Here is a 24,739-nt window from a genome sequence, read left to right as displayed (position 1 = left end):
GTGTCCATGCGCAGTTCGCTAGCGAAGTCGACGGGGGTGTTCGTGGCGCTGGCCCTGGTGTCAGTCGGCCTCGTGGTGCTGTCCGATCGGGTGCCCGGCGCACAGGCCCAGCAGGCGCCGGACGGCAACACGCTGTGGTACGACGAGCCCGCCTCCGACTGGGAGAGCCGGGCGCTGCCGATCGGCAACGGCGCGTTGGGCGCGATGGTGTTCGGCGGGGTCATGTCCGAGCAGTTGCAGTTCAACGAGAAGTCGCTGTGGACGGGTGGTCCGGGCGCGACGGGCGGGTACAACTTCGGGAACTGGACGTCGCCGCGGCCCGGCGCGCTGGACGAGGTCGTCAACGCGATCAACCAGAACGGCTCGGCCGATCCGAGCTGGGTGGCGGGCAAGCTGGGGCAGCCCAAGACCAACTTCGGGGCCTACCAGACGTTCGGTGATCTGCGGCTGGACATGGCCGGGCACAGCACGTCCTACTCCGGGTACCGGCGCGAGTTGAACATCGGTGACGCGACCGCCAGGGTCAGCTACACCAACAACGGTGTCGTGCACAGCCGCGAGTACTTCGCCAGCCACCCGGACGGCGTGGTGGTGGGCCGGTTGGGTGCGAACCAGCCGGGGAAGGTGTCGTTCACCCTCCGCTACACCTCGCCGCGCAGCGACTTCACCGCGACCGCCTCCGGTGGCCGGCTGACGATCCGGGGTGCGTTGGCCAACAACGGCATGGTCTTCGAATCGCAGGTCCGGGTCCTCGCGGACGGCGGAACGGTCACCGCGAGCGGCGGAACGGTGACCGTGTCGGGCGCCAACAGCGCGACGATCATCCTCGGCGCCGGCACCAACTACGCCGACACCTACCCGAGCTACCGTGGTGCCGACCCGAGTGCGCGCGTGAAGTCCACAGTAGACAGTGCTTCGGCAAAGTCGTTCGCGACACTGCGCGCGAACCACGTCGCCGACCACAAGGCGTTGTTCGACCGGGTGAAGTTGAACATCGGCCAGGTGATGCCGAACAAGCCGACCGACGACCTGCGCTCCGCCTACACGGGTGGCTCGTCGCCGGAGGACCGGGCGTTGGAGGCGTTGTTCTACCAGTACGGTCGGTACCTGCTGATCGCGTCGTCGCGCGCGGGGTCGTTGCCGGCGAACCTGCAGGGCGTGTGGAACAACTCGACCAACCCGCCGTGGTCGTCGGATTACCACACGAACATCAACGTCCAGATGAACTACTGGTTGGCGGCGCAGGCGAACCTGGGGGAGACGGCGGAGCCGTTCGTCCGGTTCGTGGAAGCGCTCAAGGCGCCGGGGCAGGTCACCGCGGGCAACATGTTCGGCACCGGCGGGTGGGTGGTGCACAACGAGACCAACCCGTTCGGGTACACCGGCGTGCACGACTGGGCGACCGCGTTCTGGTTCCCCGAGGCCAACGGCTGGCTGGCGTCCCAGGTCTACGACCTCTACACGTTCAGCAAGGACCCGGCTCTGCTGAACCGGGCGTACTCGCTGCTCAAGGGTGCCAGCGAGTTCTGGATGGCGAACCTGCGCACCGATCCGCGTGACGGCAAGCTCGTTGCGACACCGAGCTATTCGCCCGAGCACGGTCCGTTCACCGCGGGCGACTCGATGGCGCAGCAGATCGTGTGGGGCTTGTTCACCGACACCATCGCCGCCGCCGGTGCGCTGGGTGTGGATGCCGACTTCCGGTCCCAGGTGCAGGCCAAGCTCAACGCCATGGACCCCGGTCTGCGGGTGGGCAGTGGCGGGCGGTTGCAGGAGTGGAAGAGCGACGGGATCACCGGTGAACCGCAGCACCGGCACGTGTCCCACCTTTATGCGCTGCACCCCGGCCACCAGATCGCGGCCGGCACGGCGTTCGGCGACGCCGCCAAGGCCACGCTGGTCGACCGCGGCGACGGCGGGACGGGGTGGAGCAAGGCGTGGAAGATCAACTTCTGGGCGCGGCTGCTCGACGGCGACCACGCCCACAAGATGGTGTCCGAGCAGCTCAAGTCGTCCACGTTGGCGAACCTGTTCGACACGCACCCGCCGTTCCAGATCGACGGCAACTTCGGCGCGACCGCCGGCATGACGGAAATGCTGCTGCAAAGCCAGAACGGCGACGTCCACGTCCTCCCGGCCAAGCCGGGCGCGTGGGCCACGGGCTCGGTGACCGGGTTGAAGGCCAGGGGCAACGTCACCGTGGACGCGTCGTGGACGGCTGCGGGCGGGGTCGACTTCACTCTCAAGCCCGCGAACTCGGGCAGTCTGACCGTGCGCAACGGCATCTTCGCCGGGCAGTACACGCTGACCGACACCACGACCGGGCAGCCTGTCGCCGGGACCCGCAACGGTGACCGCATCACCTTCACCGCCATCGCCGGCCGTACTTATCGCGCCACCGGGACGTTGAGGAAGCCCGCCAACCTGGCTCTGCACGCGCCCGCGAGTCAGTCGAGCACCTACCACACCGGGGCGGTCGCGAGCCGTGCGGTGGACGGGAACACCAACGGGGACTTCGCTGCGGGCTCGGTGACGCACACGTCGGATCGGCCGTTGGACGCGAACCCGTGGTGGGGAGTGGATTTGGGTGCTTCGCATGAGGTGAGCACGGTGAAGTTGTTCAACCGGACGGATTGTTGTGCGGATCGGTTGCGTCAGTTCTACGTCTTCGCCTCAGACACGCCTTTCACGTCTACTGATCCGCAGGTCACGGCGGGCCAGGCTGGTGTGTGGAAGCACTTCCAGACCACGGCGGTGGGGACGACCCTGTCTCTACCGGTCGGCCGGACAGCCCGGTACCTGCGCGTGCAACTCGTCGGCTCGGACCGGCCGCTGTCGTTGGCGGAGGTGCAGGTCTTCGGGAACCTGGCTGTGCGGGCGCCGGCGAGTCAGTCGAGCACGTACCACACGGGGGCGGTGGCGAGCCGTGCGGTGGACGGGAACACGAACGGTGACTTCTTCACCGGTTCGGTGACGCACACGTCCGACCGGCCGTTGGACGTGAACCCGTGGTGGGAGGTGGATTTGGGTGCTTCGCATGAGGTGAGCACGGTGAAGTTGTTCAACCGGACGGATTGTTGTGCGGATCGGTTGCGGCAGTTCTACGTGTTCGCTTCGGACACGCCTTTCACGTCCACCGATCCGGAGGTGACGGCCGGGCAGCCAGGCGTGTGGAAGCACTTCCAGACAACCGCGGTAGCGACGAGCCTGTCTCTACCGGTCGGCCGGACAGCCCGCTACGTCCGCGTACAACTGGTCGCCTCAGACCGACCGCTCTCACTCGCCGAGGTCCAGATCTTCGGCTGACGCACACGGCTCGGCGGGGGTCGACGTTCGCGTCGGCCCCCGCCGTCTTCGCGTGCCCACTCCGGATCAGCCCTGTGGTCTGTCAGGGGACGGGGTTGCCGGTTCCGATCCACCGTCAGACTGCCGATCCGGGGTTTCACAGCCGCGGAACCGGCGTTCGGACACTGTACGACCGGGCGCCGGCCGTCGCCGGTTGTCCGACCCTGGGATGAGGAGGCGGTCGGGTGTTGGACGAACACGATCGACGGTTGCGGGGGCTGGATCCGCTGCTGCCGCCGGCACCGCCCTTGCCGCGCCCGGCGGCGGGAGAACTCGCGCTGGCCGTGCCGTCTGCCGCGGGGGTGTACCGGCTGAGGCGGCTGGACGCGGATTCCCCGGAGGCCGACGAACGGGCCGCCGAGGTGCACGTGCTGGAGGCCCGGGTCGCGGGCCCGGATCCCGCCGCCGCGATGGCCGCGCTGCTGGACCGGTGGGAGGAGCACCTCCCGGCGGGCGACGGCGACTCCGAGGCCCTGATCACGTGGCCCAGTCGCGACACGTCGTTGACCTCGACCTTCCTGTCCCGCGGGCTGGTGCCGGGGTTGATCATGGCGGCCCGACCGGCCGGACGTCCGTCACCACCCGTGCCGGCGGGCGTGACCGTGCGCGCGATGCGGGGTGCCGACCTGGACGTGGCGGTCGGTCTCCAGTTGGAGTTGGCGCGGTGGAACCGGCAGTTCGGCGGCCGGGCGCCCCGACCCGCGACCGAGGCGAACGCCCGTCGGGTACTGGGCGCGAGCCTCGCGTCCGCTTCGTCGTGGACGTGGGTGGCGGAGGTGGCGGGCGTGGTCACCGGTCTGATCGTGGTGACCCCGCCGGAACGGGCGGGCTGGGTCGCGACGTCCGTGGCGTCCGGACCGGTCGCCTACGTCGGCTGCCTCGTCGTGGGCGGGGAGAACCGCGGCGGCGGCGTCGGGGCCGCGCTCGTGGCGACCGCCCATGCCGCCCTGGACGCCGCGGGTGTCGGCGTGACCTTGTTGCACTACTACGCCATGAACCCGCTGTCGGCGCCGTTCTGGCACCGCTGCGGCTATCGTCCATTGTGGACCGAATGGTCCCGGAGGCCCGCCGGGCCCCGGCCGGGACCGCGTCGACCAGGCCCGGCGTAGGTCGTGCCGGAGGTGATCGACCCCACGGCCACCACCCGGGTGCCACCGCGGGTCGACGCCGGATCGAAGCTGCCGGTGTCGTCGGACCCTTCAGGAGAGGTCCGTCCAGAGGCGGATCTTGCCTTCGCCGTCCCCGGAGGCGAGGACCTGCCCGGTCGGGTCGAAGGCGAGCGCGGTGACCCCGTCGTCCGAGCCGTGCCCCGGGAGTTGGGCCGTTTCCTTCCTGGTGGTCAGGTCCCACACCCGAGCGGTCCCGTCCTTGCTGCCGGTGACGAGGACGTTCCCGTCGGGGCGGAACGCGACGGCGTTCACGATGTCGGTGTGGCCTTTGAGGGTGAACACCACCTGGCCCGTGCGGGGGTCCCACAGGCTCACGTTGTCCCCGTTGGCGGTGGCCAGGAACTGGCCGGTCGGACTGAACGCCGCGGCGTTGACGTAGTCCTCCGCGGTGACGCTCACGGTGTTCCGGCCGGTCGTCCGGTCCCACAGCTTCAGCGCGCCGAGGTCGTAGGTCGCGAAGAGCGCGCCGGCCGGGTCGAACGCCATGCCCCCGCAGCTGTCCGCACCCAGCTCCAGCTTCGCCTTCGGGGCACCGGACGGCGAATCCCAGAACTGCACCACGCACGAGTCGGTCCTGCGGAGCATCGTGGCGACTTCGGCGGCCTTGGGGACGAACGCACTGGGCACCGCGCCCACCCCGGAGTCGTTGAGCAGTTGCACGGTGGGGACGTCCCGCGTCCCGGTGGTCGCCCACAACGCCGCCTGTCCCAGGCTGCCGCTGACCGCGAGGGCCGTGCCGTCCGGGCTGAACGACAGCCAGGACCCGCCACTGGCGGCGTTCACCGTCCCGACGACCTCACCGGACCGCCGACTGCGGATCGTCACCGCCTGGGCGTTGGCCGCGCCTCCCGTGTAGACGCCCACGGCCAGGGTGTCGCCAGCCGGGCTGAACGCCATCGCCGTCGGCGAACCCCGGACCGAGAACGTCGACTCGACGCGCGGGTTCGACGAAGCGGGCGACGCACCGCCGGAGGGTTGCGGGCGTCCGGCGATCGTCTGGCCCGTCCCCTGACCCACCACACCGCCCAGGAGCTGAACACCGCCGTACGTCGCCGAACCGAGGACGAGCACGGCGACCACCGCCAAGGCGACGAACCGCGCGGGGTGCCGCTCGGCGTAGTTGACCACGCGTTGCCTGATGTTGACCGGTCCGGAGGCGATGACGTCGCCGATGACGTTCCCGCCCACGACCTCGGTGGTCGAAGGCGCACGCTCCGCGCGGGCCCGCACGGCCATGGCGGCTTGGACCGCGGCCTCCAACTCCCGCCCGAACACCCGGTCGTGCTCCTCGGCCCGCCGGAGCGCTTCCACGGCTCCCGCACCGACGTCCGGCGGCACGTGGCCGGTCCGCAGCGCGGCGTCCCGGAACCGGACGATCGCCGGGTGCGTGCCCAACTTGGCGCCGATCAGGGCCCATATGCGGTCTACCGCCGCGTCCAACGCGCGATCGGCGACCCGCCGCGCCGCCCATTCCACGATGAAGGCGACAACCGTCTCCATGCCCATGTGCTCGTCCATTCCTCGGTTCGTCGACAGCTGCGGTTCAGTAGAGGGACGCGGCCCAGCCGATCAGCGCCAGCGCCGCGATCAAGGCGATCGCCAGGAGTACGACGCGGATCGGGTGGTGCCGCGCATGGCTCGTGACCTTCTGGTCGACGGTCACCGGGCCGGTCGAGGTGATGTCGCCGACGGCGTTCCCGCCCGTGACCGAGGTGGTCCGCACGCCGGGAGTCGGTGGGTTCGCGGCTTTCTCGGCCCGGCCGACGGTGTGGTCGACGGTGCGGTCGATCGCCTCGGCCAAGCCCGCGGCGAAGGCGGCGGCGTTGCGCACCGCCGTGTCCTGCCAGCCGCCCGAGTCGACCTGGTGCTTGTTGCCGTCGGCGTGGTCGCTGATGCCGCGGATGGCGATGGTGGGCGTGGACTCGTGCAGGTGACCGGCGAGGGCGACGCCGGAACTCTCCATCTCCACGGCGACCGCGTCGTTGTAGTGCGACCGCAGGCGATCGCGTTCGGGAGCGGTGGTCGAGTTGAGCACGACCTCGCCCGCCGCGATCGGCTCGAAGTGCACCGCCGCCGCGGTCTCGGCCGCGCCCGGCCAGGCTTTCGCGCGGTTGACGTGCTTGGCGAGTTGGACGAGTCGGTGCGAGGTGTCCCACGCCTGTGGTCTGGCCAGGAACTCGTCCCCGTCGATCCGGCCGCCGTGGTAGGCGTAGACCCGGGTGGCGACGACGACGTCCCCGAGGGCGATCCATTCCCGCAGGCCACCCGCGATGCCGACGAACAGCACGGCCGACGGGCGGAACTCGGCGATCGCGCGTTCGGTGATCGCCGCCGCGTTGACCGTGCCCATGCCGATCACCGCCAGCGCGACCTCGGCGCTCGGCCGGGTGGCGAGGGTGCCCACTTCGAAGACCGTGCCGGCGCCGTGGTGGTGCGGGCGCAGGTTCGTGAGGTGCTTGCGGACGGCGGCGCCTTCGATGTCCAGCGCGGTGAGGATCACGAGCATGGCCACTCCGTTCCTTCGTCGGCGGGCTGACCGTAGAGCCGAGCGGGACTTCTCGTCAATGTGACACATCTAGAAGTGATCTCTTGTCTAGCATTCGGTGCAGGTGAAGTGGCTGTTTCAGGACGAGGTCACTTGTTGTGCAACTGACACACAACGGTAAGCTGGCCCGGTGAACGAGGGTTGGCAGATCCCGACGATCGCGGTGGCGGTCGATCTCGTCGTGCTCACCGTGCGGTCGGAGGCGTTGCAGGTCCTGCTCGTGGAACGGGGGATCGAGCCGTACCGGGGCAGGCTCGCGCTACCCGGCGGCTTCCTGTCGTCCGAGCAAGAGGACATCGACACCGCTGCCGCCCGTGAACTCACCGAGGAGACCGGGCTCGACGCGGCCAGGCTGCACCTTGAGCAGTTGGGCGCCTACGGCGTCCCGGACCGCGACCCCCGCCGGCGCGTGCTCACGGTCGCGTACCTCGCGATCGTGCCGGATCTCCCCGAACCGGCCGCCGGCGGAGACGCCCGGTCGGCGCAGTGGACCCCGGTCGCGAAGCTCGGCCGTCGTCGACTGGCCTTCGACCACTCGCGGATCCTGGCCGACGGCGTCGAACGGGCGCGTCGCCGCCTGGAGTACACGACCCTGGCGACCGCGTTCTGCCCCACCCACTTCACCGTCGCGGACCTGCGGCGGGTCTACGAGATCGTGTGGGGTGAAACCCTCGACCCCCGCAACTTCCACCGCAAGGTCAGGGGCGTGGCGGACTTCCTGGTGCCCACGGGGGAGCACACCACCAAGCACGGCGGCAGGCCGGCGGCGCTGTTCCGGCGGGGAAGCGCCGAGGTCCTGCACCCGGCGATCCTGCGCGGCGGCGGGAACTGATCGGCGCGGCCTTGCGCTGATCACGACGAGCACTTTGGCAGGGTGGGGGCGTGCGTTCGTTGGAATTGCTCGACTCCGCCGCCCTGCGGCCGTTGTGGCGGGCCGTGCACGACCGCTTGTCCTCTGGCCGGCAGGTCAGTCGGGTGCGGGTCGGACCGCTGGACGACGCGCAGCGGTCGGCGGTGGCCGACCTGTTGGGGACCGAACGGCTGCCGGGCGCCCATGCGACGGTGTCGGTGGCCGCGCTCGACGAGTTGCTCGTGGCGTCCATGGGCATGGGGCTGCGTGAGGTCGTCGTGGCGCTGCTCGGGCCGCTGGACGACCGGGCCGGGCGGCGCGCGCTCGACGCCGACGCGCGGGCCGGGCTGTGGGCGTGGCTGGACGGGCATCACGTGGTGAGCGGCCAACCGGCGTTGCGGGAATGGGCGGAGGCCGTTCGGCGGGCCGGGCTGGTGGGTGGCTCGGTAACGCGGACCCGGGAGGAACTGGACCGGGCGTTGCGGGTGTTCGCGCGGCTGCCCGCGGCGGGTGTGCCGCTGCCGGTGCTCGCGGAGGACGTCCTCGGCGATCCGCACGCCCTGGACGACGGCACGCGGGCCGCGGGGCTGGTGCTGCGCGCGCTGGCGGTGGTCCACGGCGAGGACCCGCCCGGGGACGCCCAGCAGCGGCGGGCGCTGTGGGAACGCGCCGGGGTGGTCGAGGACGAGTTGTCGTCGGTCGTGCTGTCGGCCGGCCTGCGGTTGGGCGGTGCGGGCGGTCGGGTGCTGGCCTTGTGCACCGACTCCGGGCTGGTCGCGGCCCTGACGTTGGCGCAGGTCCGGGCCACCTCGTTCACCGGGGCGCCGGCGGACGTGTGGGTGTTCGAGAACCCGAGCGTGCTCGCGGTGGCGGTCGCCCGGTTCGGTGCGTCGTGCCCGCCGGTGGTGTGCACGTCGGGCTGGCCCAACAGCGCGGTGATCGCGCTGCTGCGTGGGCTGTCCGAGGCCGGGACGGCGCTGCACTACCACGGGGACTTCGACGGCGAAGGCGTTCGGATCGCGGCGCACGTCATGGCCCGCACGGGCGCCACGCCGTGGCGCATGGCCGCCGACGACTACCTGGGCGCACTCGGCGGCGGCACCCCCGTGGGCCGGGTCACCGACGCCCCCTGGGACGGCGGGCTGGCGGACGCGATGCGCGCCCACGGCCTGGCGGTCCCGGAGGAACGGGTCACCGCGCGGCTGCTGGACGAACTCGAATATTGCGGACCGGCGGGCGGCGGTCTGCCGTAGCGTGCTCGACCGGTGGGAGGAGTGCCCTTGGAGGCCATGCGCGTGCCGCCGGAGATGTTCCGGTTCACCAGCGGCGAGCGAGCCGAGCTGTACGTGGCGATCCTGCACGCCTTCGGCGAGGCCAACGAACGGCTCGAAACCGCCCTCGGTCTCGACGACGTCCGCGCGCGGCTCCGCTCGATCGGCTGGCTGGACCCGCTGGAGGACAAGGACCTCACCGAGGCGCTGGGCAGCCTGCGGGACTGGCGGCTGCTCGACGTCACCCAGAACCACGCCGAGAACTACCGGACCGCCGACGAGTACGAGCGGCGCAACCTCCAGTACTCGCTGACCAGGCGCGGTGAAGCGGCGCTGGCCGGGGTGGTGCACGCGATGGGCGTGCTGGCCTCGACGGGCGCGCTCCAGACGGCCGTGCTGGACGCGATCGCCGACCGGCTCGGCGAGTTGGCCGTGCTGCTGGGTGATCCCGCGGTGCCCGACCGCCGCGTCTTCAGCACGCTGGTCGAGCTGGAGGGGCACCTGGAGGCGTTGCGGGGCAACACCAAGCAGTTCAACGGGGAACTGCAACGCCTGCTGCGCGCCGAGGGCGCGGACCAGGACACGTTCCGGGAGGTCAAGGCGGCGACCGTGGCCTACCTCCAGGAGTTCACCACGAACCTGGAGCAGCGGTCGCGGGCGATCGCCGACCGGATCGAGCGGGTCGAGGGCCACGGGGTCGCCCTCCTGCACCACCGGGCGCTGGTCGGCGCCGAACTCCCGCCCACCGCCGGCGAGGACGCCCACATCGCGTGGTCGCAACTGCGCCAAGCCCGGTGGGAGGGGTTGCGCGCGTGGTTCCTGCCGGTGGACGGCGGCCCGCCGCGGGTGCAGCAGCTGTTCGTGGTCGCCCGGCGCGCGATCATCGCGTTGTTGCAGGTGCTCGACCGGATCAGCGAGTCGCGGCGCAGGTCCACCAGCGCGGCGGCCGACTTCCGCGAGCTGGCGCGCTGGTTCGCCGCCGCACCGTCGGACGACGACCTCCACCTGCTGTGGTCGACCGCGTTCGGTCTCGGCTCGGCCCGGCACGCGCACCTCGGGCACCCCGACCCGGAACTGGTCGCCTCGACCGCCCGCTGGGCCGACGCGCCGCCGGTCGAGGTGTCGGCCCTGCTGCGCAGCGCCGGGCGGACCGAGCGGTTCAGCCGCACCGGGCGGGTGCGCGACGTGGCCGCGGTCAAGGCGGAACGGGCGCGGCGGGCCCGGGAGGAACGGGCCGCCCTGAAGGACGCCTGGGACCGGTTGGACACCGGCGGCGGCATCCGGCTGTCCGGGTTCGGGCGGCTGGACCACGAGGTGCTCGAACGGCTGCTGGACCTGCTCGGACGGGCGTTGGCCGCCGCACCGGACCCGCACGGCGCCCGCCGGGCCACCACGGGTGACGGGCGGGTGGAGATCCTGCTGCGCCCACCCGGCGCCCACCGCGCGCCGGCCGTGATCCGGACGCCGCGCGGGGTGTTCACCGGCCCGGACTACGACGTCGAGATCCGCGCGCCCGGCGGTCGCGCGGCTCGGCGGCCGGGGGAGGCGACCGGGTGAGCAACATGGCGAACCAGTTGGTGATCGCGGAGCGCGACGAGGTCGCGCGGGCGATCCGCCTGCTGCTGGCGACGCCGCTGATCAGCGCCGGGGTGTCGGCGGAGGCCTTCGACCTGGTCCGCCGGCGGCGCGAGCCGGTGGCGAAGTGGTTCGACTACTACTGCGGGTGGTCGCTGGTGGTCGAGCCGCGCCTGGGGTACGCGCGGCTGGCGAAGGTCCGGGTGGCCGGCGACGCCACCCGGCCGGCGCGTCGGCACCGCACGGGCCGGGCCCCGTTCGACCGCCGCCGCTACACCCTGCTGTGCGTGGTGGCCGCCGAACTCCTGGGTGTCGCGGTGACCACGATCGGGCTGCTGGCCGACCGGGTCGTCCAGGCGTCGGCCGCGGACCTGGCGCTGCCGGCGTTCGACACCTCCAGCCGGGCCGAGCGGATGGCGTTCGTCGACGCGCTGCGCCTGCTGGAATCCGTCGGCGCGGTCGAGGTGGTGGACGGCGCCACCGAGTCCTTTGTGGACTCGGTGGCGGCGAAGGTCCTCTACCGGGTGGACGCGACGCTGGTCATGCGCCTGCTCGCGGCCCCGGTCGGCGCCTCGCAGGTGGCGGTGCCGGCCGAGGAGGTCCCGCTGCGCTTCCCGGACCTGCTGACCGGGCTGTCCCGCGAACGGCGCTACGGCGACGCCGACGAGCCGGTGTCGGAGGTGCAGCGCAACCTGCGGCTGCGGCACTCGGTGTTCCGCAAGCTGGTCGACGACCCGGTCGTGCACCGCGACGAACTCACCCCCGCGGAGCGGGCCTACCTCTCCTCGCCGACCGGCGGGCAGCTCCTGCGCCGGGCCGCGGAGCAGGCCGGGTTCCTGGTGGAGGAACGCGCCGAGGGCGTCATGCTGGTCGACCCGGACGGCCTGGCCACCGACACCCGGTTCCCCGACGACTCCGGCACCGCCAAGGTCGCCGCCCTGCTGCTGCTCGACCCGCTCACCGCCGCGCCCGGACCGGTGGCGGTCGAACAACTGCACGCCGAGGCCGACGCGCTGCTGAGCCGCTTCCCGAAGTGGGCCAAGGGTTACCGGGGCGAGGAGGGAGCCGTGCGGCTGGTCGCCGACGCCCTGGACGTGCTCCGAGCGTTCCAACTCGTCCGAGTGGACGACGGGGTCGTGCGCGCCCGTCCCGCCGCCGCCCGCTACGCGGTGACCCGCACCAGTACCGACGAGGACCAGCCATGACGGTGACGGAACTCCCGCGCTCCACTGCCCGCGTCGAACCCGACGCGGGCGCCCGGTGGATGCCCGAACGCGCCGGGATCTTGAACGTGTGGCGCTACTACGACGAGGTCTTCCGGTTCCACCGCGGGCGGTTGCTGCTGCGCGGCCCCAACGGCACCGGCAAGTCCAAGGCGCTGGAACTGCTGCTGCCCTTCCTGTTCGACGCCAACCTGCGCGCCAACCGGCTCTCCACGTTCGGCACGTCCGAACGCACCATGCACTGGAACCTGATGGGCGAGGGCGCGACCGGCACCACCAGGGTCGGTTACGTGTGGCTGGAGTTCCGCTCCTCCGACCCGGAGCGGTGGTTCACCTGCGGCGCGCGCCTCGCCGCCACCAAGCACACCACCACCGTGCACCCGGACTACTTCACCACCGAGCAGCGCGTCGGCCTGCCGGGTGGCCTGGCGCTCACCGATCCCCACGGCGCGCCCCTCACGGCGAAGGCCCTGGAAGCCGCCCTCGGCGAGCGGGGAGTGCTGCACCAGAACGCCGCGGACTACCGGACGGCGGTGCGCGCGGCCCTGTTCCCCGGGTTGAGCGAGCAGCGCTACGACGCGCTCATCACGGCCTTGCTCCAACTCCGCACGCCGAAGCTCTCGCAGCGGCTGGACCCGGGCCTGCTGTCCACGCTGCTGTCCAAGGCCCTGCCACCGCTGGGCGAGGCGGAGATCAGCGACCTGGCCGAGGGCTTCGAGCGCCTGGACCGGCAGCGCGAACAGCTCGACCGCCTGGACGCGGAGGTCGCCGCCGCGCAGCACCTCAAGGCCAGGCAACGCGCGTACGCGCAGCGCGTGCTGCGGGCCGCCGCGGCGAGGCTGATCTCCGCGACGACCGACCTGGGCAACCTGGCGGAGGCGGCGAAGCGCTCCGAGGAGGAGCACCACGACGCCGCGCGGCGCAAGGCGGAGGCGTCGGAGCGCGGCGACCTGCTGGACCGGCGGGTCGTCGAGGTGGAGGGCCGGATCCAGGGACTGGTCGGCAGCGAGGCGTACCGGCAGGGCGAACAGCTCGACCGGCTGCGGACCCGCGCGCGTGACGCGCGGACGACCGCCGGCCGCAGGCGTGCCGACGCGACCCGCCACCGCGAACTCGCCCGGACCGACCAGGACACCGCCGACGCCGCGGCCCGACACGCTCGCGCGCGGACCGAGAGGGTTGCGGCGCTGGCCGGCGACGCCTCGACCGCCGCCGGACGCGTCGGCCTGGCCTCGGTGCACGCCGAGATCACCCGCACCCTCGCCGACCCCTCGCGGTCGCGGAACCTGGTGCGCGCGGCGGTGCGGGCCCGTGCCGACCAGGTGGAGGCCGTGCGCGCCGCGCTGAACGAGCACGAAGTGGCCGTGCGCAGCAGGCGCGACGCGGAAGCCGCGCTCGACGGGGCCCGGGAAGCCCTGGCGGAGGCCACCGAGCGGCGTGCCGAGCGGGCCGAGCAGCGCGAGGCCGCGCTCGACCGGCTGCGCACGGCCATCCGGAGTTGGGCGGCGGGCTGCCGCGAACTGGTCTTCGCCGACCCAGGGGCGCTGGCCGGGCTCGCCGCGTCGGAGACCGCCGTGCTGGGCGAGGTCGACGCCGTCGCGGGCCGCGTGCTGGACGCCATCACCCGGGACGAGACCCTCACCGGGGCGGCCCTCGGCGACGCCGAGCACGACCGCGAGGAACTGCGCGAACAGGTCCGGCGGCTGCTGGCCGAACAGGACCTCCCGCCCACGCCGCCGCACACCCGGACCGCGGACCGCGCGGCGCTGACCGGCGCCCCGCTGTGGCGGCTGGTCCGGTTCGCCGACGAGGTGCCCGACGACGTCCGCGCGGCGGTGGAGGCCGCGCTCCAGGCTTCCGGGCTGCTGGACGCCTGGGTCGGCCACGACGGCGCGGTGGTCGGGCACGACACGTTCGCCGTGGCCGGCGCCGTGCCCCCGGCGCCCGGCCGCTCCCTGGCCGACGTCCTCGTGCCCGAGGTCGACGCCCCGGTGGCCGCGGACGTCGTCGCCCGGCTGCTCAACGGCATCGCCTACGGGGAACGACCGCCGGAGGGGCACCCGGCGGCCATCGGCGCCGACGGCGGCTGGCGCCTGGCCGCGCTCCGCGGCACCTGGCACAAGGACGAGGCGGCGCACATCGGCGCGCTCGCCCGGCAACGGGCCAGGCAGCGCAGGCTGACCGAGCTGCGCGACCGGATCGCCGCGGTGGAACAGCTGATCGAGGAGCACGCCGCCGCGTTGCGCGCGTTGGCCGCGCGCAGGTCGGACGTCCAAGCCGACCGGGACTCCCGGCCCGGCCACGCCGAGGCCAACGTGGCCCTGGAGGCCCTGACCCGGGCGGAGTCCGCGGTCTCCAGCGCCGACGGCGTGGTCCGGCGCGCGCTGGACGCCCTGGCGAAGAGCGAGCAGCGCGTGGACACCGCTCTGCGCGCCCTGACCACGCTCGCCGCCGAGCACGGACTGCCCACCGAGCGGAACGCGCTCAGCGCCGTCACCGCCGCCGTGGACGCCTTCCGGTCCGCCGCCGACGCCTGGATCGACGAACACGCCGCCCTGCTCGCGGCGCGTGGCGAAGCCGAGCGGGCCGCGGCGCAGGCAGAGCGCTCCCGGCTGGCCGCCGAACAGCGGGAGGACGAGGCGGACGAGGCCGAAGCGCTGGCCCTCGGACTCGACAGCGAACTGGCCGCCGTCGAAGGCACCATCGGCGTGGACTACCGGCAGGTGCTGGACGAACTCGGCGCACTCCGGCAGGAACTGGGCGTCCTCAAAGCGGAGCTGAGCGCGAACCAGCGGAAGATCACCGACTTGGCGCTTCGCCTGGGTGAACTCACCGCCCGGCGCGCCACCGACGCCGAGGCCCGCGACCGCGCCACCGAGGCGCGCGACGCCACCGCGGCCCGGTTCCGCCACCTGGCGGGCGGCAGCTTCCCCGCCGACAGCGGCATCGACGACCTGCCCGCGTTCACCCGCGTGCTCACGGCGTCCGCCGGTGTCCGGGCCGCGTTGGACGCGGCGAGGCTGATCGCCGCCGCGTGGCCGACGCTGCCCCACTCGCCGAAGAACCTCGGCGACGCCGCGCACCGGTTGGCCGAGGCGGTGCACGGCTCCCGCGAGGTGCTGGGCGGTCGCGCCGACCTGGAACTGGACTCCGACGAGGACGTCCAGGTCTTCTCCGCCGTGGTGGACGGGGTGCGGATCGGTGCGTCCGCGCTGTTCGAGCTGCTGCGGTCGGACGCCGAGCGCGGCAGGGAGGACATCACGGCGCAGGAGCGGGAGCTGTTCGACCGGACCCTCACCGGGGACACCCGTCGCCACCTCGCCGCCCGCATCCGCCAGGCGCACGAACTGGTGGACGGCATGAACTCCCGCCTGGAGCGCGTGCGCACCGCCTCGAAGGTGGCCGTGCGGTTGGTGTGGGAGGTCTCGCCCGACCTGCCGGCGGGCACGAAGGCGGCCCGCGACCTGCTGCTCAAGGACCCGGTGCGGCTGACCGAGGCGGACCGGGAGTCGCTGCACCGGTTCTTCCGCGACCGGATCGAACAGGCCAAGGCCGACGACACCGCGACCAGTTGGGAGCAGCAGCTCGGGCAGGTCTTCGACTACACCGCCTGGCACCGGTTCGTGGTGAAGGTCGACCGCATGAACGGCGCGGGCTGGCAGCCGCTGACCAAGAAGCTGCACGGCGCCCTGTCCGGCGGCGAGAAGGCGATAGCGTTGCACCTGCCGCTGTTCGCCGCGGTGGCCGCCCACTACCAGGCGGTCCCGCGGGCGCCGCGGGTGATCCTGCTGGACGAGGTCTTCGTGGGCGTCGACAGCGTGAACCGCGGTCAGGTGTTCGCCCTGCTGTCCGCGCTGGACCTGGACCTGGTGCTCACCTCCGACCACGAGTGGTGCACCTACCGCGAACTGGACGGCATCGCGATCCACCAGCTGATCGGCGGCGGTGACGGCGACGACGCCGTCACCACCGCCCGGTTCGTGTGGAACGGCGCCGAGGTGGTCGACGAGGAGGCGGCGGAAGCCACCTGACCGTCGGGTGCGGTTCAGGCTCGATCCAGCCAGGGTGGGCGGCGTTCGTCGGTGCGGTGGACGAGCAGGAACTCGTGTCTGTTCCACCGAGGGTGCTCGCCGCCCAGCGGGCCGGGGTCGAGGTCGATGTCGTCGGTGTGGATGAGACAGATCAGCCGGCGGCCGAACAGCAGGTGCCATCGGGCGATCGACGCGAGGAGGTCCAGCAGGGTGTGCGTGGACGCCCCGTCCTTGCGGCGGACCTGGTCGAGGCCCTTCAGGACAAGGACGACGAGTGGGCGTCCTGTGGTGAGCAGGTGGTCGGTCAGGCCGTCGGTGAACCCCGGCCAACTGTCGCGTCCGTAGTCGCTCGGCCAGTCGTCGATCGCGCCGATCACCGCTGCGCGCAGGGCGTCGGCACTGTCGCAGGAGGCCGTGTCGACCTCGACGACCTCGTACCCCAGCCCGGCCAGGTCGGCCGCCAGGCGCGACAGCGCCCACTCGTTGCGGAACAGGTGGAGGTGCCCGTGGGTGAGGAGTTGGAAGTCCTCCGGGTGGGTTCCCCAAACGTCGTCGTCGAATGCTGCCACGTTGGCACCATAGTTCTTAGCGCGGTTCAGGCTTTTCCGCGTCGGGGGTAGCGCACGGCAAGGCGGGCCAAGGCCACTGCGGCGACCAGGAGGCCGAAGTCGCGGAGGGCGACGTCGTAGAAGCCGGGGATGGTCAGCAGGTTGACGATGATCCCCGCCAGCCACGCCGCGACGAGCAGCCCGCCGAAACGCGGTGCCAGTGCCACCACGACGCCGGCCACCACCTCCACCACGCCCACGGCGTACATGGCCTGCTGAGCGCTTCCGGGCACGATCCCGTCGACCCAGGGCGCCAGGTAGCCGGGCCAGTCGGTGAGCAGGTTGGCGAACTTGTCCAGCCCGAACAGCACGGGGGCCACCGTGAAGACGGTGCGCAGGAGCAGGAACGCCTGGTAGGGCGGGTCGGATCGGAGTACGTGGCCTGCCGGCTGGACGCCGGACACCCCGGTGGACATACCGACCTCCTTCTATTGACAACTTTGACTCACTTTAGAAGCGGACCAGCTCTAGCGTCAAGAGAAGTTGTTTTTAGAGATCTGGGGCGTTGGAGGCATCGGCAGAATCGGGGCATGGGCAGTCGGTCGTTTGCGGAGTACCTCGGTCGGATGGACCCGGCGGAGCTTGCCGAGGTGCGACGGGTTCGTGGGGTGCCGTCGGCTCTGGAGGGGATGGGGCTGGCGGAGCGGTTGAGCGGGCGGGAGGCGTTGGCGGCGATCCGGTTGGTCAGTCGGGACGCGGTGGCGGTGGGGCGGGCCGCGGCCGGGTTGGGGGCTGGGGCGACGGTCGACGCGGTGGCTCGGGTGACCGGTGGGGATCTGGAGGCCGTTCGGGCGGCGCTGCGGGAGTTGCGCGGCGTGGGGGTGGCGTGGCCGGAGGGGGAGGTGGTTCGGCTGGTGCCGTCGGTGGTGGAGCGGTGGCGGAAGGGCACTGGGGCGTCGAAGGTGACGGGGGCGCCGGCGGTCGAGCCTGGTCGGGGTGGGTCGGAAGGGGAGTTGCGGTCGGCGGTGCAGCACCTGCTGCGGTCGGCGTATGCGTTGTTGGACGCCAACCGGCCGATCATCGGGCTGCGGCGGGGTGGGGTGGGCGTCAAGGAGCAGGAGCGGTTGCGAGAGGCGCTCGGGGTGGAGCGCGGTCACCTGGTGCTGGTGTTGGACGTGCTGTTCGCGGCCGGGTTGTTGACGCAGAACGGGTCGCTGCTGGAGGTGACCGCGCGGTGCGAGCGGTGGCGGGACGCCGCGCCGGCCCGGCAGTGGGCGGAACTGGCGTGGGCGTGGTTGCGGTTGCCGCACTCGCCCACCGCCCGGCGGAACGCGGCGGTGTCGAAGATCGAGTCCTCGCACGCCCGGGCGGCTCGGTGGGCGGTCCTGCGGGCCGCGCGGGGCGGGTTGTCGGTCGACGGGGTTGCGGCGGCTGCGCACTGGTTCTGCCCGGCGGTGCACGAGCACGTCGACGGGGTGGTTCGCGAGGCGGAGGTGGTGGGGGTGGTGACGGGGGATGCGCTGAGCGTGTGCGGGAAGGCGTTGTTGTCCGCCGACGACGTGGAGGGGCTGGCCGCGTCGGTTGCCGACGTGGTGTTGCCGATGCCGTGCGAGGTGGAAATATTCGACGACCTCAAGGCCGTGGTGTTCGGTCAGTTGACGCGGGAGGCCGCGCGGGTGCTGGACGCTGCCGCCGAGAGCGTGGTGGAGGACGGGGCGCGGGTGTGGCGGTTCACCCCGGCCGGTGTGCGGGCGGCGTTCGCGCGGGGGTGGACGGCGGAGTCCTTGCTGGCCGAGTTGGAGGAGTTGACGCAGCAGAACGTGCCGTGGGCGTTGCGGGTGCTGCTGGGGGAGCGTGGGCGGGGGCACGTTCGGGTGCGAGAGGTGGCGTGCTGCGTGGTGGCCGAGGCGGACGTCATCGCGGAAGTGGTGCGATTACCGGGTTTTGTCGAGTTGGCGCCGACGGTGGTGGGGAGTGCGATGGCACCGGCGGAGGTGGTCGCGGTCCTGCGGGCGGAGGGGTTCTCGGTGGCCAAGGAGCCGGGTGGTGTGGCGGTTCGGCGGCGGAAGGCGGTCCGAACCACGGCGGGGATCGTGCGGAAGTTGAACGGGGAGTTGTCGGACGAGGCCGTCGCCTTGCTGGCGGGGGCGGTCGACGGGCAGTCGGACGTGTGCATCGACTACGTCGACGGGAAGGGCGACTCCACGCGGCGCACGATCACGCCGATCGGGTGGGAAGGGCCGTTCCTGCTGGCCTGGTGCCACCTGCGCGAGGCCGAGCGGCAGTTCCGGGTCGAGCGGATCAAGGCGGTTGCGCAACCCTGAGGGCGACAGCCGAACGGGTTGCCGCGGTCCTCGGAAGAGCGAATACCCGCATTAATCGGCAATCGGCGCAAGTGCTTGTGCGGCAAGGGGTTTACCCCATCAGGTGATGGCCCCCGGCCCAAATCCCTCGGTACGGTCGCGTCATCCGAGCCCCGCACGAAGGAGTGCGTCCCATGGACTTCGACGCCCTTGGCCTGCTGCGCGACGGCCTCCCGGAAACCCGCGCGCCCCGCCGCGTCGTCGTCGTGGGGGCCGGGATCGCCGGGCTCACGACCGCGCTGCTGCTCAAGGACGCGGGCCACGACGTGGTCGTGCTCGAAGGGCAGAACCGGCTGGGTGGGCGCATCCTCACCCACCGCGGCTTCTCCGGCGACATGTACGGCGAGTTCGGCGCGATGCGCTTCCCGCGCCAGCACCTTTTGGTGCAGCACCTGATCGTCGACAAATTCGGGCTGGAGACCGCGCCCTTCCCGATGTACGACGAGGACACGTTCATCTTCCTGCAGGGCAAGGGCGTGCGGCGCAGCGAGTTCGACGCGTCCTCCTTCCAGTTCGACCTCGCGCCCGATGAGAAGGGCCGGACGCCGCACGAACTGCTGCGCCGCGTCGTGCAGCCGCTGGTGGACGTCGTGGAGGGCGACGAGCCGGACCGGGCGTGGCAGCGGTTGCTGGTGGAGTTCGACCGGTACACCCTGCTGGGCTACCTCAAGGAACGCGGCCTCAGCGACGGCGCGCTGGCCATGCTCGGCCCGCTGTTCAACCTCGAAGGCCGCTACCACTTCTCGCTGCTGGAGTGGTTCTCCCACTTCTACGAGGACGTCTTCGGCGACCTGGTCTACCTCCCGGCGGGCGCGGACGCGTTGCCGCGGGCGTTCGAGCCGCACCTGATGGACGACATCCGGTTCGGGGCGGTGGTGCAGGGGATCGACCAGTCCGAGCGGGACGTGCGGGTGCACTTCCGGACGGGCCGGGAGCTGCGGACCCTCACCGCGGACGAGTGCGTCGTGACCGTCCCGTTCGCGAGCCTGCGGCACATGGAGATCACCGGGCTGGACCCGGAGAAGTGGTTCGCCATCCGCAACACCTACTACGGGCGCGCGCACAAGCTGTTCATGCAGTTCAGCGAACGCTGGTGGGAGACGAAGTACGGCATCACGCACGGCACCACGGTCACCGACCTCGCCATCCGCAACGTCGTCTACCCGCCGGCGGGCCAGGACCGCAGGCACGGCAAGGGCGTCATGATCGCCTCCTACTGCTGGGAGCAGGACAGCATGCCGTACACGCCGCTGGCCGGCGAGGAGTGCGTGATGCAGGCGCTGGAAGACCTCGCGAAGATCCACCCGGAGGCGCGGGAGACCTTCGAGTTCGGCGTCTACAAGGACTGGGCGCTGGACTGGTTCGCCTGCGGCATCGGCCCGCTGTTCCGCGCCTACGAGATGAGCGAGTCGTTCTACGAGGACGTGATCCGCCCGGTGAACCGGGTGTGGTTCGCCAACGACGCCTGCGACCGCCGGCACCGGCGCTGGGCGGAGGGCTCGATCAAGGCCGCGATCAAGAACGCCTACGCCATCCACACCGGACTGCGCGACGAACTCCCCTGGCACGACTGAGAGAACGCGGAGCCGGCGAGGAACCGTTCGACGTCCTCCACGTCCAGGGTCCCAGCGCCGGTACGGCGAACCTGCTCGGCCAGGCACCGGGCGATCCGCTCGCCGCCGTCGTGGTACTCCTCCTCCGGCACGCCGCCCAGGCAGCCGAACTGGAAGTACACCCGGTCGGCGACCTCGGTGCTCCGCCAGTCCCGCGTGCACCGGGCCGAGGACCGCCGCGTGCACCCGGGTCCCGGCCACCGGCACATGCTCCGCCCCAGCCACCGGGACGTGCTCCGCGCCGATCATCGGGACGTGCTCGGCGCCGGCCACCGGGACGTGCTCGGCGCCGATCACCGGGACGTGCTCCGCGCCGATCACCGCCACCATCGGCGGGCCGCCACCGCGGCGCCGGTGACCACCGCTGCCGCCGCCGTCCGGCGCACCGCGGCCCGCCGCGCGGCGAGCACGACCGCGCCCCGACGTCCGGCGAAGGCCAACGCGGTGGCCCGCCCGATGCCGCTGGACGCCCCGGTGACGACGACCACGAGATCCTTGGTCCGCATGACGACGGCATACCCGCACACAGGGCGACCAACCCCGGGATCACACCGCCACGTCGGCCGGCCGGGCCTTCGCCGCCGCCGTCACCGCCCGGTAGATCCGCTCGTAGCGGGCACCACCCTCCGTCATGGCACTCCTCCCGGCTCAGCGGCCCGGTATTCCGCACGGGGGTGCCACGGGTCCGGGCGGCCGAACACCTCCTCCGGGCGTCGAGGCACGGTGCGTGCGGCGGTTCGCCACACCATCGAGCGAATCCGGGCGTGCTCGTCGAACTGTTCGACGCCGGTGAGTCGAATACGTTCTGTAGTGATATCACTGCGTTAGCGCGGTAGTTTGGCGCTATGGCAACGGTTTCCGGGTTGACGGTGTACCCGGTCAAGGGGTGTGCCGGGGTGGCGGTGGAGCGGACCGCGGTCGGCGTGACGGGGTTGGCCCACGACCGGCTGTTCGCGGTGGTCGGGTCGGACGGGGGCACCCTGTGGCAGGGCGAGACGCCCCGGCTGGCCGCGATCCGGTGCCGGCTGCGGCACGAGGGCGCGAAGCTGGCGCTGAGCGCGCCCGGCGTCGCCGACCTCGTGGTGGACGTGGTGGCGGACGGGGCGGCTCGGCCGGTGAACGTGGAGAAGTGGCCGGGGGCCGGGGTCGACCAGGGCGACGAGGCGGCGCGGTGGCTGTCCGAGGTGGTCGGCCGCCCGGCCCGCCTGGTGCGCGAACCGGCCCGGGAGAGTCGGCTGGGTGCCGACCCGACCGCGCTGCTGGTCGTCTCCGTGTCCTCTTTGGACGGTTTGAACGCGCGGATCGCGCGGCGGGGAGCCGATCCGCTGCCGATGGACCGGTTCCGGCCCAACATCGTGATCACCGGCTGGCCCGAGCCGCACACCGAGGACCGGGTGGGGCGGATGCGGATCGGCGGCGCGGAGATCGGGTTCGGCGAGCGGGCGATCCGTTGCGCGGTCACGCTCGTCGACCAGACGACCGGGGTGAAGGCCGGTCCTGAGCCGTTGCGCACCTTGGCCGACTACCGGCGTGAGGCGGACGGTGTGAGTTTCGGCCTGAAGGCTTCTGTTCTCGCGCCCGGGGACATCGCGGTGGGCGACGAGGTCACGGTCACCGAGTGGCGGTGACGCGTGTTTCGTACATGCGGATCGCGACGAGGACGCCGGAGGCGGCGGTGACGGCGGCGACGACCCAGACGGCGGCGCGCAGGCCGTAGAGGTCGGCGACGATCCCGGCGAGCAGGGCACCCACCGCGAAACCGCCGTCCCGCCACAGTCGGTAGACGCCGACCGCGCGGGCGCGCCAGGTGGGGTGGGCGACGTCGCCGATGACGGCGAGCAGGGTCGGGTAGACCATCGCGGTGCCGAGGCCGAGCAGGACGGCGGCGGTGGCCCAGACGGGGAATCCGGTGCCGGCGGCGATGACGGCGAGCGCGGCGGCTTGGGTGAGCATCCCGGTGGTGATGAGGTGCTTGCGGCCCCAGCGGTCGGACAGCGGGCCGGTGAGGAGTTGGCCGAGGCCCCAGACGGCCGGGTAGAGGGCGGCGAGTGCGCCGATCTGGGCCAGGGTGAGGCCGGCGGCGGCGAACAGGACGGGCAGCAGGCCCCAGGCGAGGCCGTCGTTGAGGTTGTTGACCATGCCGGCTTGGCTGGCGGCGGACAGGGCGGGTTCGCGGAAGCTGGTGTGCGCCAACACCTGCCGGTTGGTCATGGTGGTCGTGGTGTGGTCGCGGGCTTCGAGGTGGGCGTGGTCGCGGGTTTCGCGGACCAGGAGGGTGGACAGGCCGAGGCCGAGGGCGGCGTAGGACAGGCCGAGCAGGAACGGCGCCGGGCGCAGGCCGTAGCGGGCGGCGAGGTAGCCGGTGGCCAGGGCGGTGGCGGCGACCGCGACGTACCCGGCGGCCTCGTTGAGGCCCATGGCCAGGCCGCGCCGGTCGGGGCCGGCGAGGTCGATCTTCATGATGACGGTGGTGGACCAGGTCAGGCCCTGGTTGACGCCGAGCAGCACGTTGGCGGCCACGACCCAGCCCCAGTCCGGGGCCCAGATCAGCAGCAGCGGCACGGGGATCGCGACCAGCCACCCGACGACGAGCACGGGTTTGCGGCCGATGCGGTCGGACCAGGCGCCGGCGACGTAGTTGGCGGCGGCTTTGGTGAGGCCGAAGGCGAGGATGTAGGTCAGGGCGGCGGTGTGGGCGGAGAGGTGGAACTCCCGGTCGGCGAGCAGGGGCAGCACGGTGCGTTCCTGGCCGAGCGTGCCGCCGACCAGGGCGTTGACCGCGACGAGCAGGCTGAACTGGCCGAGGTTGGCGCGCAGTCCGAGTACCGGTCTGCTCACGACCCGGTCACCACGGTGCCGCCGGTGTCACGGGCCCAGTCGCGCGGGCCGCCGGTCAGCACGGCGAGGTCGCGGTGTCCGGCGTGTTCGAGGACGCTGGCCGCGCCGAGTGCGCGTTCGCCGTGGCCGCACATCACCACGGTGGGCTCGTGCGGCAGGTCGGCGGCGCGGGCGGGCAGGTCGCCGAGTTCGACGTGGGTCGCGCCCGGGAGGTGTCCGGCGGTGAACTCGGCGTGCTGCCGGACGTCGAGCACGCGGCCGGAGACCTCGTGCGGCGACACCAGGCGGGTGGCGGCGGTGGGGTGGCCGGCGGCGGTCCAGGCGTCCAGCCCGACCAGTTCGCCCGCCAGGTTGTCGTAGCCGATCTTCAATGCCTGCCAACGGATCTCGTCGCCGTCCTGGTCGGGGTCGCGCAAGACCACGAGCGGGCGGTCGGGTGCGGCGAGCCAGCCCAGCCAGGTGGCGAACACCGGCCGCAGCGGGATGGACAGCGAGCCGGGCACGTGGGCGGCGGCGTAGCGGGACATCGGCCGCACGTCGACCAGTTGCGCGCCCTCGGCCAGCAGCGCCCGGACGCGGTCGACGTCCAGCGCGGGCAACGCGGGGTCGTGCAGCGCCGGTCCGCGCCGGTTCACCTCGCCCAGCCACCGGAAGTAGGCCGGGTAGCTGCCCAGCGGTCCCAGCAGCGCCGCCACGAACTCGTCCTCGCCGGCCACGCGCAGCAGCGGGTTGGTGGTCTTCTCGCGGCCGATGGTGCTGACCCGCTCGCCGCCGGCGGGAGCGGCGCAGAACGAGCCGCCGCCGTGCGTGGGCCACACGGAGACCTCGTCGGGCAGGGTGGTCAGCCTGTGCAGCGAGGCGTACTGGGCGCGGGCCAGCTCCTCGGTCCGGTCCGGCGCGACGAGGTCCGTGCGGGCGGCGGACCCGACCAGCAGCGAGCCGCCGGTGAACACGCCCAGCGGGCGCGACCCGTCGGACAGCAGCAGGGAGAGGTGTTCGTGGGTGTGGCCGGGCGTGGCCAGCGCGCGCAGGGTCAGGCCGCCCAGGTCGACTTCGTCGCCGTCGTGCAGCCCTTCGTGCGCGAACTCCCGCCCGCCGGCGGCCGACGCCAGGACGCGTGCGCCCCAGGTGCCGAGTTTCCGCGCGCCGGAGAGGAAGTCGGCGTGCAGGTGCGTGTCCGCGGCGAAGGCCACGGTGAGTTTCCTCCGGGCGGCTTCGCGTTCGACCGCGCGCAGGTCGCGGCTGACGTCCACCGCCAGCGCCCGGCCGTCGCCGAGGTCGACCAGGTAAGCGGAGTTGCCCAAGCCGGCGTCGACCAGCGGGACGATCCGTGTCACGGCCATCATCCTCTACACTATTCCAAGGATT

18 protein-coding genes are annotated in these 24,739 nt (G+C 72.4%); 10 read left to right on the top strand and 8 right to left on the bottom strand.

The window, feature by feature from the left end; translation table 11 throughout:
• Positions 1 to 6: 6 nt before the first annotated feature.
• A complete protein-coding gene (locus tag RIN75_RS18175; protein ID WP_309113134.1) occupies positions 7 to 3,306 on the top strand; it encodes a glycoside hydrolase N-terminal domain-containing protein in 3,300 nt (1,099 codons plus the stop codon).
• A 224-nt stretch (positions 3,307 to 3,530) separates the two neighbouring features.
• Entirely contained in the window at positions 3,531 to 4,454 is a 924-nt protein-coding gene (locus tag RIN75_RS18170) for a GNAT family N-acetyltransferase (RefSeq protein ID WP_309113133.1), read from the top strand.
• Between the two features lie 90 nt (positions 4,455 to 4,544).
• On the opposite strand, the gene RIN75_RS18165 is transcribed toward RIN75_RS18170, so the two are convergent.
• Both RIN75_RS18165 and RIN75_RS18160 read right to left on the bottom strand, forming a co-directional pair.
• Positions 4,545 to 6,032: a WD40 repeat domain-containing protein gene (locus RIN75_RS18165; RefSeq protein ID WP_309113132.1), complete on the bottom strand. Its 1,488-nt coding sequence runs from the start codon at positions 6,030 to 6,032 to the stop codon at positions 4,545 to 4,547.
• Positions 6,033 to 6,057: 25 nt separating this feature from the next.
• Positions 6,058 to 7,020, bottom strand: coding sequence for a 5'-methylthioadenosine/S-adenosylhomocysteine nucleosidase (locus tag RIN75_RS18160; protein WP_309113131.1), 963 nt, complete (start codon positions 7,018 to 7,020; stop codon positions 6,058 to 6,060).
• A gap of 169 nt (positions 7,021 to 7,189) precedes the next feature.
• On the opposite strand from RIN75_RS18160, the gene RIN75_RS18155 reads away from it, so the two are divergent.
• Genes RIN75_RS18155 through RIN75_RS18135 form a run of 5 tightly spaced genes read left to right on the top strand, consistent with a single transcriptional unit; the run spans position 7,190 to position 16,009 of the window.
• Positions 7,190 to 7,891 (top strand): NUDIX domain-containing protein, encoded by a 702-nt coding sequence (locus tag RIN75_RS18155; RefSeq protein WP_309113130.1) that lies wholly within the window; start codon positions 7,190 to 7,192, stop codon positions 7,889 to 7,891.
• 50 nt (positions 7,892 to 7,941) lie between these two features.
• Positions 7,942 to 9,162, top strand: a complete 1,221-nt coding sequence (locus RIN75_RS18150) for a TIGR02679 family protein (RefSeq protein WP_309113129.1) — start codon at positions 7,942 to 7,944, stop codon at positions 9,160 to 9,162.
• A gap of 27 nt (positions 9,163 to 9,189) precedes the next feature.
• A complete protein-coding gene (locus RIN75_RS18145; protein ID WP_309113128.1) occupies positions 9,190 to 10,737 on the top strand; it encodes a TIGR02677 family protein in 1,548 nt (515 codons plus the stop codon).
• A complete protein-coding gene (locus RIN75_RS18140; protein ID WP_309113127.1) occupies positions 10,734 to 11,960 on the top strand; it encodes a TIGR02678 family protein in 1,227 nt (408 codons plus the stop codon). Before RIN75_RS18145 ends, RIN75_RS18140 begins: the two co-directional genes overlap by 4 nt.
• Positions 11,957 to 16,009, top strand: coding sequence for a TIGR02680 family protein (locus tag RIN75_RS18135; RefSeq protein ID WP_309113126.1), 4,053 nt, complete (start codon positions 11,957 to 11,959; stop codon positions 16,007 to 16,009). The genes RIN75_RS18140 and RIN75_RS18135 overlap by 4 nt, the downstream gene beginning before the upstream one ends.
• Positions 16,010 to 16,023: 14 nt before the next feature.
• Here the strand turns inward: RIN75_RS18135 and RIN75_RS18130 are convergent, their stop codons facing one another.
• Both RIN75_RS18130 and RIN75_RS18125 read right to left on the bottom strand, forming a co-directional pair.
• The gene (locus tag RIN75_RS18130) at positions 16,024 to 16,578 is read right to left on the bottom strand and encodes a barstar family protein (RefSeq protein ID WP_309113125.1); all 555 of its coding nucleotides are present in this window, start codon (positions 16,576 to 16,578) and stop codon (positions 16,024 to 16,026) included.
• Between the two features lie 26 nt (positions 16,579 to 16,604).
• Complete coding sequence (locus RIN75_RS18125) at positions 16,605 to 17,033, bottom strand: hypothetical protein (protein ID WP_309113124.1); 429 nt, start codon at positions 17,031 to 17,033, stop codon at positions 16,605 to 16,607.
• 114 nt (positions 17,034 to 17,147) lie between these two features.
• Between RIN75_RS18125 and RIN75_RS18120 the strand changes: the two genes are divergently transcribed.
• Positions 17,148 to 18,881, top strand: coding sequence for a helicase-associated domain-containing protein (locus RIN75_RS18120; RefSeq protein ID WP_309113123.1), 1,734 nt, complete (start codon positions 17,148 to 17,150; stop codon positions 18,879 to 18,881).
• A gap of 173 nt (positions 18,882 to 19,054) precedes the next feature.
• A complete protein-coding gene (locus tag RIN75_RS18115) occupies positions 19,055 to 20,494 on the top strand; it encodes an FAD-dependent oxidoreductase (RefSeq protein WP_309113122.1) in 1,440 nt (479 codons plus the stop codon).
• Here RIN75_RS18115 and RIN75_RS18110 read toward each other — a convergent pair.
• Positions 20,446 to 20,655: a hypothetical protein gene (locus tag RIN75_RS18110; RefSeq protein WP_309113121.1), complete on the bottom strand. Its 210-nt coding sequence runs from the start codon at positions 20,653 to 20,655 to the stop codon at positions 20,446 to 20,448. The two genes, RIN75_RS18115 and RIN75_RS18110, sit on opposite strands and share 49 nt — an antisense overlap.
• 195 nt (positions 20,656 to 20,850) lie before the next feature.
• Positions 20,851 to 21,039 (bottom strand): hypothetical protein, encoded by a 189-nt coding sequence (locus tag RIN75_RS18105; RefSeq protein ID WP_309113120.1) that lies wholly within the window; start codon positions 21,037 to 21,039, stop codon positions 20,851 to 20,853.
• A gap of 339 nt (positions 21,040 to 21,378) precedes the next feature.
• On the opposite strand from RIN75_RS18105, the gene RIN75_RS18100 reads away from it, so the two are divergent.
• Entirely contained in the window at positions 21,379 to 22,161 is a 783-nt protein-coding gene (locus RIN75_RS18100; RefSeq protein WP_309113119.1) for an MOSC N-terminal beta barrel domain-containing protein, read from the top strand.
• Here the strand turns inward: RIN75_RS18100 and RIN75_RS18095 are convergent.
• Together RIN75_RS18095 and RIN75_RS18090 are read right to left on the bottom strand one after the other, a co-directional pair.
• The gene (locus RIN75_RS18095) at positions 22,145 to 23,371 is read right to left on the bottom strand and encodes an MFS transporter (RefSeq protein ID WP_309113118.1); all 1,227 of its coding nucleotides are present in this window, start codon (positions 23,369 to 23,371) and stop codon (positions 22,145 to 22,147) included. The two genes, RIN75_RS18100 and RIN75_RS18095, sit on opposite strands and share 17 nt — an antisense overlap.
• Positions 23,368 to 24,714, bottom strand: coding sequence for a rhodanese-like domain-containing protein (locus RIN75_RS18090; RefSeq protein WP_309113117.1), 1,347 nt, complete (start codon positions 24,712 to 24,714; stop codon positions 23,368 to 23,370). Before RIN75_RS18090 ends, RIN75_RS18095 begins: the two co-directional genes overlap by 4 nt.
• Positions 24,715 to 24,739: the final 25 nt, after the last annotated feature.

This window comes from Saccharothrix sp. (assembly GCF_031180885.1).
Classification (GTDB): domain Bacteria; phylum Actinomycetota; class Actinomycetes; order Mycobacteriales; family Pseudonocardiaceae; genus Actinosynnema.
Note: the sequence above shows the minus strand (reverse complement) of the source record. Positions and strands in the feature narration are given on the sequence as shown.